This is a genomic window from Spirosoma flavum (genome assembly GCF_042686045.1).
Classification (GTDB): Bacteria; Bacteroidota; Bacteroidia; order Cytophagales; family Spirosomataceae; genus Spirosoma; species Spirosoma flavum.
This window is the reverse complement of record NZ_JBHUOM010000023.1, coordinates 434,119-448,318: the sequence shown is the minus strand read 5'-3', so window position 1 is coordinate 448,318 and position 14,200 is coordinate 434,119. Positions and strand designations below refer to the sequence as shown.

The window sequence follows — 14,200 nt, the reverse complement described above, 5'->3', positions numbered from 1 at the left end:
TATTTAGTCTGTATTTTTCAGTATTCGGTCTTGCACTTAATGCCTAAAAACGCTACTTTTGCATCACGATTCGGAAACGGATTAAAAGTTGTTGCCAGTGTCGGATAGCGGTCGATTCCGCCTGATTTGTAATCAGGATGCGCAAGCGCGTCGGGGGTTCGAATCCCTCCACTGGCTCGTTGAAAATCAAGCACTTACAGAAACTCTGTAAGTGCTTTTTTGTTGTGGTTGCAATACGTTTTTGCTAGTTGTTGAGACTCGTGATAATCTCTGATAGTCTCAGAATTTGAATATCTCTCGGAAAGACTTCAACTATATTTACTGTTGATACTTTAATCATACGTTTAGATACCAACTAATACGACTCATACTCGTGGCAATACTATTTGAACGAGTAACCCCGACAGCACAAGCCCTCCAAGTTCAGCCCAAACAAGTACTCAATAACCTATCCGGAAGCTGGCACTCAAGAATAGTTTAAACGATGAGGGCTCACCAACACGCTTGGGCTCAAACCGGTTAACTTTTCATCCAGCCGCACAATTACCCACCGAATAAATACAAGTAGTTTGCCTAAATGGTACTACACGGCTGTGACAGTCTACCCACTACGGCTGGTTACCCTACCAAGTAATAGGTGGCTAGCCGTTAAGGCAGACCACCGGACCTGACTCAAGACTCGGTAATACTTGCGAAGCGTCTTTTCTTAACTCAATTCTATCATCCGTAGTACGAGACTGATTTTGCGTTTGCCAGAAGTTAGTATGGCTCCAGTGAGCAACAACTGAACATGAACAAAAACTCGTTTGTAAAACAGGTTCGCATGAGGTAGTATTACAGTTAGGAACTCGCTGGGTAGTGTGGATATGAAGATTTAAGCTTGGCGACCGCCGGGCGACCGCGACAAATTTCCATACCAAACCTCTAAAGAAGTTCTACTTAAAAGCTAAAGCTAAGCTAATGGGTTCTTCCTATTTTTCTAATTCCGTTGTCATCGTCACGGGGGCCGCTTCGGGTATTGGCCGGGAACTGGCTCTACAAACAGCTGATCGGGGTGCATCAATTATTGCGGCTGATATCGAATCCAGGGGCTTAGAGGAGACTCGGCAACTGGTTGAACAACAGCGAGGTATTATACAAAGCTATGTATTAGATATTGCTAATAAGGAGGCTATTCAGCAATTTGCCGGGCAAGTTATGCCTACCCTAAAGGGACGTAAACTTATTTTAATCAATAACGCAGGAGCCGCTTTACTGTCGGGTACGTTCGACCAAACCGATTTGGAGGATATGGAATGGCTTTTTACCATCAATTTTTGGGGAGCGGTGCGTCTTACCAAAGCGTTTTACCCCTACTTTCTAACCCATAACAAAGGCCATATCGTCAACGTATCGAGTGTATTTGGTTTAGCTGGGTTCCCCCATCAGTCAGCCTATTCACCTGCCAAGTTTGCCCTTAGAGGCTTTACGGAAACGATTCGTTGCGAATTAATAGGTACAGGAGTCATAACGACCTGCGTTCATCCGGGCGGCATTAAAACCAATATCGCTAAAAATTCTCGGGTAGCGAGCAACATGACTTCTGCTCATCTACAAGCGATTGAACAGTTCGATCAAGTCGCCAAAACGCTACCCCAGGAGGCCGCTCGCCAGCTGATAAGAGCTATCGAAAAGAAAAAACAACGGGTGCTGATTGGGGCAGATGCCCAACTTTTAGACCTACTAGTTCGGTTATTTCCGGTTGGCTATTCCCGCATAATCAAGAAACAAACCGACAAAGCTTTTATTTCCTTGACCAATTAAATAAGATGAAGCCAGACTATCAGGTAGGGATCATTGGCGCAGGGTTTGCCGGTTTAGTAGCGGCTTTGCGCTTGAAAAAGCAGCAGAAGGAATCGTTCGTCATTTTTGAGCGAGCCACCTCAGTAGGGGGTACCTGGCGGGATAATGTGTACCCCGGCTGTGCCTGTGATGTGGCCTCGCCCTTGTATTCGTTTGCCGATGAGCCTAACCCCGATTGGGCTCATTTATATGCAACCCAACCCGCTATTTTGGCCTATATCAGGCAAGTGGTGGCCCGGAATGAACTAAGCAGCCATATTCGATTCAGTACGGATATTGTAAAAGCCACATTTATGGCCGAAACAGGTTGCTGGCACCTCACCGATGCCCATACGAACACCACGACCGTTAAAGTCTTACTGGCCGCCCTTGGTCCCCTGAACCGACCGAGTATTCCAGCCTTCAAAGGCTTACCTTTATTTCAGGGAAAGGTTGTTCATACGGCCCAGTGGGATGCTACCTATGACCTGACAGGTAAGAACGTGGCCGTTATTGGCACCGGGGCCAGTGCTGTTCAAGTAGTACCCAACATTGCCCCGCTGGTAAAACACTTAACCGTTTTTCAGCGTACCCCAGCCTGGATAAGTCACCGTTTGAATCGCTCCTTTTCAGAAGACGACCAGCAACGGTTCAAGCGGTTTCCTGGTCTGATGAAATTGCAACGGGAAGGAATTTTTTGGTTGAGTGAGTTAGTGGGCAGGGGCTTTATCGGTACCCGTTGGATTAATACTGTCATGAAACGCATTTCGTTGAGCAAGTTGACCAAGGAGGTAAAAGATCCCGAGACCCGCGCCAGACTTACGCCTAGCTACACCATCGGCTGTAAACGGATCTTGAAATCAGATGATTTCTATCCCACATTTAACCGGTCGAATGTCTGTCTAGTGACTGATGCCATTGATACCTTTACAAAAACGGGTATCAAAACTGTCAACGGTCAGGAGTACCCTGTTGATGTCGTTATTTTGGGGACGGGTTTCCACGTAGCTGACCTGAATTTTTCTATTCAGTTTATTGGCAAGCGGGGCGAAAATTTAGTTGATGTTTGGAAAAAAACTGGTGGTGAAGCCTACAAGGGTGTTACCGTGACCGACTTTCCGAATTTGGTTTTTCTCTTGGGACCCAATACTGGCTTAGGGCATAATTCGGTACTTCATATCATGGAATCGCAGATGACTTATATCATGCACTACATTAATCAGATAGAACGTTTGGGTGAAACGGGCTATCTGGATTTGAAGGAATCGATTCAAAAGACCTATAATCAACGCCTTCAACAGCAATTTGCCGGAACGGTGTGGACATCAGGTTGTCAAAGCTGGTACATGAGTGAGGAGGGTAAAAATACGACCTTATATCCTCGCTTAAATACGCATTTTCGTCGGCTCACCAAGTACTTCGCCTTGTCAGACTATCAGGTAATTAATTAACTGATAGTCCAATTATTATGCGCCTTATATTCATTCCTGGCTTTGGTGAAACTCAACGAATCTTTGACCAAATCGCTCCCCATCTGCCAGGTGAAAAACTGTTTATTAACAACCTGGATTTGCTTGGTACTACCCATTTTTCCGCTATCACGGCTATTCAGTATGCTCAAATGTTGATTAAGCAACACCAGATAACAAGAGAAGATTGTTTAATTGGTCATTCGATGGGTGGTTGGATAGCGTATGCCGCCAAGCACCTGACAGGCTGTCGGGTTGTGCAGATTGCGTCCTGGATCGATCCGAAAAAAGTAATTCTGCCGCTTAAAAAGCCAGAATATATCTACTGGCTTGTGCGAAATGGATGGCTTTTCAATCGATTTAACAAACAACTTATTCTTCGATTACGCTACCGAAACAAACCCTCGGCTCAAATCTTTGGCGAGGTGTTTCAAAATTTGATTAATAGCTCTCCTGAATATCTTGTCAATCAATTAGAGATTATTCTAAATCCGTTAGAATCGACGATTGATACACAGCCTGAGATGAGCATTCATTCAAAAAAAGATTTGATTGTAGGTTTCCCCGATCATCCGGTGATTACCGTATCGGGTGATCATTTCAACCTAATCACCTATCCTCAAGAAGTTATTACAGCAATCAATGCTTTTCTAAAACCAACGCCTAATAACCTTTACGGTAAGTAGTAGTGAGCTTAAAGCAAGTTTTTTACTACTGGTTTACGGAGGCAATAGGCCTTAATTCTTTGTGAAAATCTCCACGGGAGAAATACTTTTCGATCAGGCAGTACAGGAGGATAAAGAAGTAACGACTTCCCATTTCCTTGATTTTTAACTTAGATTCTCCATACTTTCGGTTAGTCCAGCTATTGGGTACTACGGCGAAAGAATACCCCCTCACTATGGCTTTTAGAGGTAATTCAATCGTGAGATTAAAGTGAGGTGACAAGAAAGGCTTTAGCCCCTCCATCGTCTCCCGCTTATAAAGTTTAAACGCATTAGTCGTATCGTTATAACGGAAACCCATCACGATTCGGACGATGAAGTTGGCGACCCGGTTGATATATCGCTTGAGTCGCGGGTAATCAACGACCCTTCCCCCTTTACTCCAACGACTGCCAAAAACACAGTCGTAATCGCCTTCTAGCATTTTGTAATAAAAATTTACTAAGTCTTCCGGATCGTCGGACATATCGGCCATGAACACAGCTACGCAATCACCCGTGAATCGTTCCAGCCCATACTGCACGGCGTAGCCGAATCCGTTCGGACCGAGATTTGTATAATAAACCAGCGTATCGATCTCAAGCATTAAACTATCAAGAACTTCAGCCGTACAGTCTTTGGAGTTATCATTAGTCACGCATATTTCGTGCGGGATGTTGTATTTCAACAATGTCTGATACAAAGCACGTAGAGTCTCTGGAATCGACTCCTGTTCATTATAAGCTGGTATAACTACACTCAGTTTCATTATAGAATCGATTTGATGGTAAGATAGCAAGCGATGAAAGGTTACCGATCTTTTCTTCTACAGACGCTTTTGTCGTAAATCACTGATTTTTAAGCTATTAAGAAACTAAGCTGACTGGTTATCCAATAGCTGGTAACTCATTTATATTGCTGAAAACCAACCGCTTGGTGCAGAGGTTGAAACGTACATTCAAGAAGGCGATGACCCGAAAGACCAATGGGCAATTGACGGATTACGCGTACTTGACCAGTTTGAATGAAATGCTCGATCTGATATAGAGCTCCTTCATCGATCACATAGAAATGAGGAACCGCGATTGGGTTGAAGCTTTGTGCGGGCAGTATACCGGCTACCTTATACTTGTCCCGAACCGACTTTAGAATGTTGTATTCTACCGTAGCATTCAGCATATTACCTTCTCGAACTGCCGTTTCCCAATCCAGCAGATAGCGTACATTCGTTGTTTTGTCGTGGAACCAGATAGGTAGAAAGTAATGAGCTGACTCAACGAATACAGGATATCGCTTGTCCAATTGGGGCAAATACTGTAGCACATCCGGGAAAACGACAACCCTGCGGTTTTGATAAAAGAGAAACCCGGCCAGCAAAACCATATAAACTGGAATCAAACGGAGCCCCCAAACTGATATCCTGATTCGGATATGCCAGCGCTCGCCAAGAACGTACCAAGCATATACCAACTGGTAGACCACAAGCAGATGACTCGGCCATAAATACCGGCTAACAAAAACCGACGTGTGAACGAACGAAACCAGCAGCGCAAGACCTATAGTGGCCAGGTAAATCCAGCCGCTCAACAGGTAGAACATAAATGGCTTGTCGTTTTTTATGGCCTGAAAATTATTTTTTAAGCGTGGCAGAGCGATATAGGCGAATAGCCCAACCACAAGCACGAATCGCAAAATAGGCAGGAACACAAGCAGGGGCTGACGCTCCAGTTTCGAGGATAGGGTTGGGGCTAGTTCACCAACCGTGCTGAAAAAAGACGAGAATGTGGGTAAAAGAATCCAAGAATGGGGTTTACCTGCTTCGGTCTGGATTGCAAAGTCAGGAAACCAGAGCAGCAGCCAGACCAGCCCAATCAGTGCGTGTGCAGCCAGCACAAACAGGTATTGCCGTTGCCTGGACCAAACAAATAGAATCGCGAAAAAAGCGCCTGACACCGCTACGTAGAACAACCCAAAATTGTGGGTAAATACCAGCAGAATGCCTAACAGACAATGAGCAATCAGCAACTTAATCTGGTTAGGCGAAGCAATAAGCCTGTGTAATACAACAAAATATCCGAAGCCAATAAGCAGAAAAAGTGAATACGTGCGAATTTGCGTCGAGAGAGTCAGATTCAGATACGTTAAGCCGACGATGGCCGTGATGAGCACAAAGTTGGCGACGGGTGTACCAATCAGGGTTGTTGTATACCTGTAAAACAGGGTAATGGTGCTGGCAAAAATGACAACCGAAACCGCCCGTAGGAACATTGGATTCAGGCTGATAGAATGCCCGATGAGCCAGTACAAATTGGCAAAAAGAGGTGGGTTTGCGTCCATGCCGCTCACTACGGCATCGTTCATATGGGCAACAGATGGATCAGATATTAGTAAATAGCTAAGTACTTCATCCATCCACAACCATTGTTCCTTAAAAAACAACGATGAGATGAGGCTAAATGATAGGACTATCATCAGCGCAAGACTCAATAGTATCGTTGTTTTTTTTGGCGGTATTATTTTCATAGAGGAATTATTACTCATTATAACACTGCTGAAAGCTCGCTAAAGCGCGAGCATTCAGCAGTAGATTGCCATCGCTGATGTCAAGACCATAATCAAGGAGTCTAACATCCTGCACCCATGTCAGAAAACTATTTATTCATGAAGCGATAGAGCCGGAGAGTTAAAATCGTATCGGGGCGTTTGCGGAAATTATTCAGCAGACTGTCAAAGGCGGCCTCTCCATACAGTAGGAAATTATATACTCGATTTTTTCGCTCCGAAGCCAATTGTTCGAACGTAGCCCGTATTGACCAGAACATGAACATAATGAAACCATATTTATTGCCGTGATCATTCTGAAAGACCCGACGCTCGTTGCGAACACGGTAATAGTTTTTCCAAGCGCCCGGCCAGGGAATACCATCACGGTCTACACTGGGCGGATGATAAAATACTGACTTTGGTATGGTCACGACTGGAAATCCCATTTTTTGGGCGCGAGTCATGTACTCTACTTCATCACCCCAGATAAACAACTTTTTGTCGGGTATACCAATGGCCTGAATTACCTCCGAACTAATCAGTGTACCATTGAAAAAGGAGGCTACCCCATAAACTATATCGAACTGCGTCATATCTGTGACATGGCGAAATGTTTTATTGGGTCGATAAACGAAGAAAGCCAGTTCTTCTTTATTTCTGACATTAACCGAAACGCTGTTCTTGACGCAGGGGCCAATGTTGGGCGAAAGAAGCAGTTGCTCAAGTGCGTCCGGTGCAGCCAGACAATCATCGTCCATACACCAGATCCAATCGTATTTATCCTGATAAGCCCGATTAATACCCGTAGCAAAGCCACCCGCTCCACCCAGGTTTGGCTGCGTCAGTACAATTAAGTCTGGCTGGCTGTTTAGCCACTCGTCTGTACCATCCGTACTGCCGTTGTTGATCACATATATCGTGTCGGGCCGCCGGGTTTGCTCGTGCAAACTCAACAAACACTTTTTTAAATCATCAAGTCGGTTATAGGTTACTACAACTGCGGCTATGCGTTCCATAATTTGGTTTTAAACTAATGGCTATCTACTAGAGATAGGTGAATGTCTTAAAAAGCAACCCTGTTCAGAGACCAAGCAAAGGTGAAAATCAATAACTTCAACAAGTTATAATACTGTTGAAGTTGACTTAACCTATTAATTACCAAGCATTTTCATTTCCGTAGATAGCGGCCTTAACCGTCCACCAGCAGATTTTTGCATCCAGTCGAGATGACTGCCGACGGATATATAAATGATCGTATCGTACTCGTAGCTTCATTTTATATAAACTATCGGTCTCGCCCCGTGCCCCTCTGGCTTGGGCCAGCCCAGTAATGCCGGGCCGAACGGTATAGCGTTCCTTGTAGCCAGGCATCGTATGCCAATGCTGATCGTCCAGAGGGATTGGATGCGGTCGTGGTCCAACCACGCTCATATGTCCTGCCAATACGTTCAGAAATTGGGGCATTTCATCAAGATTCGTTTTGCGCAGAAACTTTCCAATGCGTGTTATGCGCGCATCATTACGAGTGGCCTGCCGAAAGTGGGCATTATTATCGTAGACCATAGTCCGGAATTTCAGACATGGAAATAAGCGGCCATTTCGCCCCGTCCGCAATTGAATAAACAGAGCAGGGCCTGCCGATGACAATTTAATCAATAGAATAAGTAGAGGAAAAAGCCAAATGAGAATAGCAATTGTTACTAAACTGGCTACGGTAATGTCGAATACACGCTTTTTAATATCCGCCAGTAACCATTTACTGGTATGAGGTTCAGTCTGAACATCGTAGTTCAGATGTAAGTGAAATGCTTTTTCATTAGAAGTTGCCTGCATATAAATGTCAATTTTACAGTATGGAAGTTGAGTAAGTCTGGCCTTTTCACTTAGGGAACGTTCACCTAATCAGTGGGTTACAAATACAACTAACGACCATCAATCTGATTGTTAAAGTGATAGGCTTCGCTACTGCCAATTGCATATTACATACCTTTGAAATTGCTTACTTATCAACATGCGATAGGGCAATTTGTGACTACTCATTACATTGGCTCTTATACGATCCAACTCCAATTTTGAATGCAGTTACTCTCTACGCTAATCTGTTTCTACCGAGATCAACTTAAACATAGTAACATAAATATGGGGGGTGAGTTATTAAGTACATGAACGAACAGACTCATTAGTAGCATCACAGGTTTTACCTAATTGTTGGCTATGTTAACGATTGGACGTATTTTATTGACAATAAATATGCTAACGCGCACTTAAGGAAATATACTACCATCATTAATTTTGTACATAATATAAATTTTCACAGCTAAGCCGCTTTAAAAATTAATTAGGCAAACCAGTCAAAAACGGCTTAGTTTTACATAAATGAATAAATTGAAGAGGCTAGAGTGCCGTGCACTGATTGGATTATTTTGAGGAATATACTGTACAGGGGTCCCCTTTTGCTATGCCAACTAAAAAAAAGTTTTTTATCGTCGCCATTGGCGTATCGGCTGGTGGTCAGGAACCCTTATGGCATTTCTTCGAGCAGATACCGCCAGACTCGGGGATCGCCTTTATTGTTATCCAGCATTTAAATCGGGACTTTGTCAGTATTGCAGATAAACTCTTAGCCAAACATACGAACATGCCTGTTCAGTGGGCCACCAACAATCAACCCGTCCGCCCCAATTGTGTCTATATGCTACCCATCAACAAAATGATGACGATTGAAAACGGTTCTCTGCACTTACAAGACCGACATGTAGAGTCTAGAAGCAACTGGGCAGTTGACATCTTTTTTAATTCACTGGCTAAAGGAGAGAAGGCCCATGCGATTGGAATTGTGCTGTCCGGTGCTGGCTCTGACGGGTCTCTCGGGGCCATTCACATTCACGACGAAAAAGGCACGGTTATGGTGCAAGACCCCCAAACGGCCCAATTTGCCAGCATGCCAGCGTCAGCTATTCTTAAAGATCATCCTAGCGAGATTTTATCTCCTCAACGACTGGCCCATGCTTTACTGGATTTTGTGGCGTCGAAGGCATCAACCTCTTCCTAGTTTGCTCGTACTACACCAATCGCTGTGCCTATAATGTAATGAACCCTGATTCGTCTGTTGATGGATACCTTAAACGGAAAGGTCCGCAATACTGCAAAGAATGATACCAATTGACTGGTCATTGCTGACGTGATATAGGTGATTCATACCGTTGAGTTGGTTGATATTCCTTGTATCCACCGCGCGGCTGGTCTACCTTTGTGGCGGTGGACATGATTGGTACTCTTGTTCGCGCTTCCCATACGTAGCGCTTCTCCGACCTAACAGGGGGCGTTTATGAATACCGGGTACAGTTAAATAAGCGGTTGGGTTATCCCTTTTGGGTATCCTATTCTTCTTTTCTATTTTGTTGGGGAGCATCTGCCACCGATTTTGGGTCAATGTGGCATTCACCCGAAAAGCCTTCAGATAATCCAGTTTATTTTTAAAAGCCTGGAAGCTGTTTGCTAAAATAAATATAGCGGTGCGAATTTTGAAGAGTAGATAACTGTCTACTGAGGGATGCACTCAGCTGACACCTGACGAGTACCAATAAATAAGTAAAAGGACCACAACCTCATAAATTTAGCCGATGTAAGGACTATTACCTTTCGCAACAAGTTGTACCTAACGAATAAAAGCATTTATAAATACAACTCCTTTTTATGCAATACGATTATGCCATTGTGGGTGCCGGATTTGCCGGTAGTGTGTTGGCCGAACGCTTAGCCAATCAGGCCGGAAAGACAGTTTTACTCATTGACAAACGATTCCACATCGGTGGAAATGCCTACGATTGCCCCAACGAAGACGGTATTTTGATTCACCTTTACGGGCCGCATATATTTCATACTAATTCCCCCGACGTATTTTCGTATCTGTCTCAGTTCACAGAATGGCGTCACTACGAACACCGGGTTCTGGCATCGGTTGATGGGCAATTGCTTCCCATTCCTATCAATCTCGATACGGTTAATAAGCTGTACGGTTACAATTTTACGTCAGAGGAATTGGCGGAGTACTTCAAAAGCGTTGGCGAAAAGGTCGATGACATTCGTACGTCCGAAGATGTTGTTGTCAGCCAGGTAGGCCGCGATCTGTACGAGAAATTCTTTCGGGGTTACACCCGTAAGCAATGGGGCGTCGATCCGTCGGAACTTGATAAGATGGTGACTTCACGTATTCCGACCCGTACCAACCAGGATGATCGCTATTTCACGGACGAGTTTCAGTATATGCCGCTTCACGGCTATACGAAGATGTTCGAGAAAATGGTTGATCACCCGAATATCCACCAGATGCTTAGTACCGATTTTAAGCAAGTGAAGGACCAATTATCGTTTAATGAGCTGATTTATACCGGCCCAGTCGACGAGTATTTTGATTTCTGTTACGGCAAACTTCCTTATCGGTCGCTTCGCTTCGACCACAAAACGCTGGATGTAAGCGATTACCAGCCCGTTTCGGTTGTTAATTATCCGAATGACCACGCCTACACACGTATTACGGAGTACAAAAAGCTAACCGGGCAGGAACATCCGAAAACGAGTCTTACGTATGAGTATCCACAGGATGAGGGCGACCCATATTACCCCGTTCCACGGCCTGAAAACGCGGCTCTCTATCGGCAGTACAAGGAGTTAGCTGATGAGCAAACGGGTGTTCATTTTGTGGGGAGACTGGGTACGTACCGGTACTATAACATGGATCAGGTAGTGGCTCAGGCTCTAACGCTGTACAAGAAATTAATAGGGGCTGACTCGCTTCAAGAGGTGGCTAAAGGCTAAGCGGTGAGACTATACTTCCTGGCTTGCCAAATAAAATACGTTGGCAAGCCAGGAATCATAATTTATCGATCACTGTAAGCAGTAGGTGAAAAGCTGTACCATATGGCTAGCTTGAATAGTATAGAAACTAGCAAAAAGTAAATAGATTTTACTGCTTACGAACGAATACTCCCTTCATTATAGGCGTACTGATTTTAGGAACAAGACGTGCATGTTTACCGGCCATCCTTGTCATCATTACTGATCTTCTTGCCTTTTTTGCCACCACCAGTACTCATTTGTCCAAACCGCCATTCAAATGAGAGTCGCACCGAACGTCGGATGTAATAAGATCGAGACTCTGACTCAAACGTTGGTGCTGACTGCCGACTGGTTTGAGTCACTCCCCGGTTGAAGGGATTATTTAAGCCCAGTGTCAGGCTGGCCTGCTTGTTCATAAACTCGCGCTTTGCTGAAATACTGTGCCAGTAAAAGCCCGTACTGGTTCCCTGTAAACTAATCCAGCCCGAACTAAAGTTGCCATTGGCCTGTAACGTGTAATTCTGGGGTAGTTTGTAGCTGGTGTTCATATTGACATTCCAGACAAGGCCGTTATTACCCTGATTCAGCGAGGGGCTATACAAATCTACGTAGCGAAAATCACCACCCCCATTCAGGCTCCAGCTTTTGGTTGGCTGGCTAGTTAGATTTACGTTTAGACCATAAGCTTTCCGCTGGGCAATATTCTGAGGTTTGGTCGTAGATATTCCGGCTGCATCTACCGTCGAGAGATATTCTATGGCATTGTTAGTCAGCCGCCAGTAAAGCGCTGAATTCACTGATAGACCATTTTTGGTACTTCCACTGTAAGAAAGCTCGGTAGCGTGGCTTAGTTCGGGATTTAGATATGGATTGCCGGTCTGGATGTTTTTAGGATCGCTCTGGTTAAGCCAGGGGTTCAAATACCAGACCATTGGGCGCTGGATACGCTGAGTATAGCTGACCTTTACTGTATGAGTTTTGATGCTTTTGGATACGGTAATACTGGGAATCAAATTGTTGTACTGACTAGCTAGTTTGGTTTTGGTCGTCAAAAAATCGCCACTAATGTTGGTATGTTCGAACCGCGCTCCGGCATTCAGACTCCACTTGCGCTTCGTGTCGATCCGTAAGGCTGTATAGCCTGAATATACCCGTTGCGTATAGTTGAAGTCGTTCGATTGGGAAGAATCCGGGAGCAAGGCACTCTGGCCATCCAAAGACTGTGTTACCCGGTATTCACTACCGATGTCGCGCAGGATGCCCTTTGCCCCAATTTCAAGTTTGATGTTAGTAGTATCTCTTTTGCCATTGATGGTGAAGGGATGGGTATAATCGGATTGAAAGGTATATTCTTTGTTGCGGCTGTAGTTAGTGCTGTGTTGACGATAAGTAAGCAACTCGGATGTGGAATATCGGTCAGTGTCGTAAAAATAATTATCAGGCATTCGGCTAACCTGAGTTAAAACCGAAAATTCCTGGTTTGGCTTCCTAAACGTTTTGGTATAACCCAGATCGAGTTGGCCGTTGCCATACGGGTTGCTGAATTGGATGTTGTTGCGAAAGGCTTGCAACTCTTGTCCTGCGGGGTTGGTCAGCCGGTTCATTACGCTACTGTTGTTCGGGTAATAACCACCCCAGACATTAGCGGCAAAGTTGATGTGATTGGTCGAATCGGGGTCATAATCTGCACTCATCTCCCCGTATCCACCCGTACCAGTATTGTCGGCGGTGCTGCTCTGAGTCAATATATTAAGTGGTTGGCTGGGTCCGTCACTACCGGGCATCAGGGTAGTACGGATCGACTGGTTTTCCCGCCTGTTGCGAAACTGGTATCCGTTTGCTGACAGAGAAAGGCCGAATTTCTTTTTCTTCAGGTTCAGACTGGTGCCTAGTCCCCGGTTAAAATTACCTGCCGTAACCGTAGCAGAGCCATTAAACCCCTGAAGTGCTTTTTTGGTGATGATGTTAATGATACCAGCAGAGCCTTCAGCATCATATTTGGCTCCGGGGCTGGTGATGACTTCGATGGATTTAATGACATTGGCTGGCATTTGCCGCAGGGCATCGGCTAAATTACGAGCCATCATGGCCGAGGGTTTTCCATTGATGAGTACTTTAATATTACCATTACCTCGCATCTGCACATTTCCATCCAGATCAACGCTTAGCGTCGGCACTTTTCGGAGTACATCCGCAGCCGTGCCCCCGGCGTTTGAAATGTCTTTTTCGGCATTATACACCAAGCGGTCTCCTTTATCCTCAACCAGTGCTTTTTGACCTGCTACGGTTACTTCGCCAAGCGTTTTACCTTCGGTAGCCATTAGGATGGGGCCAAGCTGAAGGGAGGGTTGTTCTGTAGTAAGTTTCACCGATAGTGTTTTCGTACGGTAGCCTACAAACGATAAGACTAGGGTGTAACTGCCTAGTGGTAGAGCAGGCAATATGAACATCCCGGCCCCATCTGTGGTGGTGCCGGTGACGAGTTTAGTGCCCTCCATTAGTGCCGCTGTGGCAAATGGAACGGGTTTAGTGGTAGTGGAATCTGTGAGCATGCCAGTCAATTTGCCGGGGTGGGAAATCTGAGCAAAAGCACTAGTAAGCCCTACGCCAAGCAGGAGCAGCGTGAAAAGATGTTTCATCGAGAAGTTGGTTGGAGTCGAACCGGTTGGGTGCGATTAATTAAGAATGTGACAGTTAAGTTTTCGTAAACGAACCGATATACATGGCCTGGCTTTCACGGGTATCAGTTCATCGTATTAAGGATGGCGTCAACCTATCGTATGTTGCATTTAGCGTTAAAATAAGTTGCACTATTCATTTTGT

General features: G+C 44.9%; 10 protein-coding genes and 1 tRNA gene. 6 read left to right on the top strand and 5 right to left on the bottom strand.

What is annotated here, in order from left to right; translation table 11 throughout:
• Positions 1-93: 93 nt before the first annotated feature.
• The 4 genes from ACFS25_RS22570 to ACFS25_RS22555 all read left to right on the top strand — a co-directional run bounded on the left by ACFS25_RS22570 (position 94) and on the right by ACFS25_RS22555 (position 3,976).
• A tRNA-Thr gene (locus tag ACFS25_RS22570) sits at positions 94-177 on the top strand.
• A gap of 783 nt (positions 178-960) precedes the next feature.
• A complete protein-coding gene (locus tag ACFS25_RS22565; protein ID WP_381505507.1) occupies positions 961-1,803 on the top strand; it encodes an SDR family NAD(P)-dependent oxidoreductase in 843 nt (280 codons plus the stop codon).
• A 5-nt stretch (positions 1,804-1,808) separates the two neighbouring features.
• Positions 1,809-3,272, top strand: coding sequence for a flavin-containing monooxygenase (locus ACFS25_RS22560; RefSeq protein ID WP_381505505.1), 1,464 nt, complete (start codon positions 1,809-1,811; stop codon positions 3,270-3,272).
• Between the two features lie 17 nt (positions 3,273-3,289).
• Complete coding sequence (locus ACFS25_RS22555) at positions 3,290-3,976, top strand: alpha/beta fold hydrolase (protein ID WP_381505503.1); 687 nt, start codon at positions 3,290-3,292, stop codon at positions 3,974-3,976.
• Positions 3,977-4,001: 25 nt separating this feature from the next.
• On the opposite strand, the gene ACFS25_RS22550 is transcribed toward ACFS25_RS22555, so the two are convergent.
• The 4 genes from ACFS25_RS22550 to ACFS25_RS22535 form a co-directional block, all read right to left on the bottom strand.
• Entirely contained in the window at positions 4,002-4,763 is a 762-nt protein-coding gene (locus ACFS25_RS22550; RefSeq protein ID WP_381505501.1) for a glycosyltransferase family 2 protein, read from the bottom strand.
• A gap of 137 nt (positions 4,764-4,900) precedes the next feature.
• A complete protein-coding gene (locus tag ACFS25_RS22545; protein WP_381505499.1) occupies positions 4,901-6,466 on the bottom strand; it encodes a hypothetical protein in 1,566 nt (521 codons plus the stop codon).
• A gap of 179 nt (positions 6,467-6,645) precedes the next feature.
• On the bottom strand, positions 6,646-7,554 hold the full coding sequence (locus ACFS25_RS22540) for a glycosyltransferase family 2 protein (protein ID WP_381505497.1): 909 nt from the start codon (positions 7,552-7,554) through the stop codon (positions 6,646-6,648).
• Between the two features lie 139 nt (positions 7,555-7,693).
• On the bottom strand, positions 7,694-8,371 hold the full coding sequence (locus ACFS25_RS22535; RefSeq protein ID WP_381505495.1) for a sugar transferase: 678 nt from the start codon (positions 8,369-8,371) through the stop codon (positions 7,694-7,696).
• A 625-nt stretch (positions 8,372-8,996) separates the two neighbouring features.
• Between ACFS25_RS22535 and ACFS25_RS22530 the strand changes: the two genes are divergently transcribed.
• On the top strand, positions 8,997-9,590 hold the full coding sequence (locus ACFS25_RS22530) for a chemotaxis protein CheB (RefSeq protein WP_381505493.1): 594 nt from the start codon (positions 8,997-8,999) through the stop codon (positions 9,588-9,590).
• Between the two features lie 644 nt (positions 9,591-10,234).
• Positions 10,235-11,356, top strand: a complete 1,122-nt coding sequence (gene glf / locus ACFS25_RS22525; RefSeq protein WP_381505491.1) for a UDP-galactopyranose mutase — start codon at positions 10,235-10,237, stop codon at positions 11,354-11,356.
• A gap of 215 nt (positions 11,357-11,571) precedes the next feature.
• Here glf and ACFS25_RS22520 read toward each other — a convergent pair whose 3' ends face one another.
• Positions 11,572-14,016, bottom strand: coding sequence for a TonB-dependent receptor domain-containing protein (locus ACFS25_RS22520; RefSeq protein ID WP_381505489.1), 2,445 nt, complete (start codon positions 14,014-14,016; stop codon positions 11,572-11,574).
• Positions 14,017-14,200: the final 184 nt, after the last annotated feature.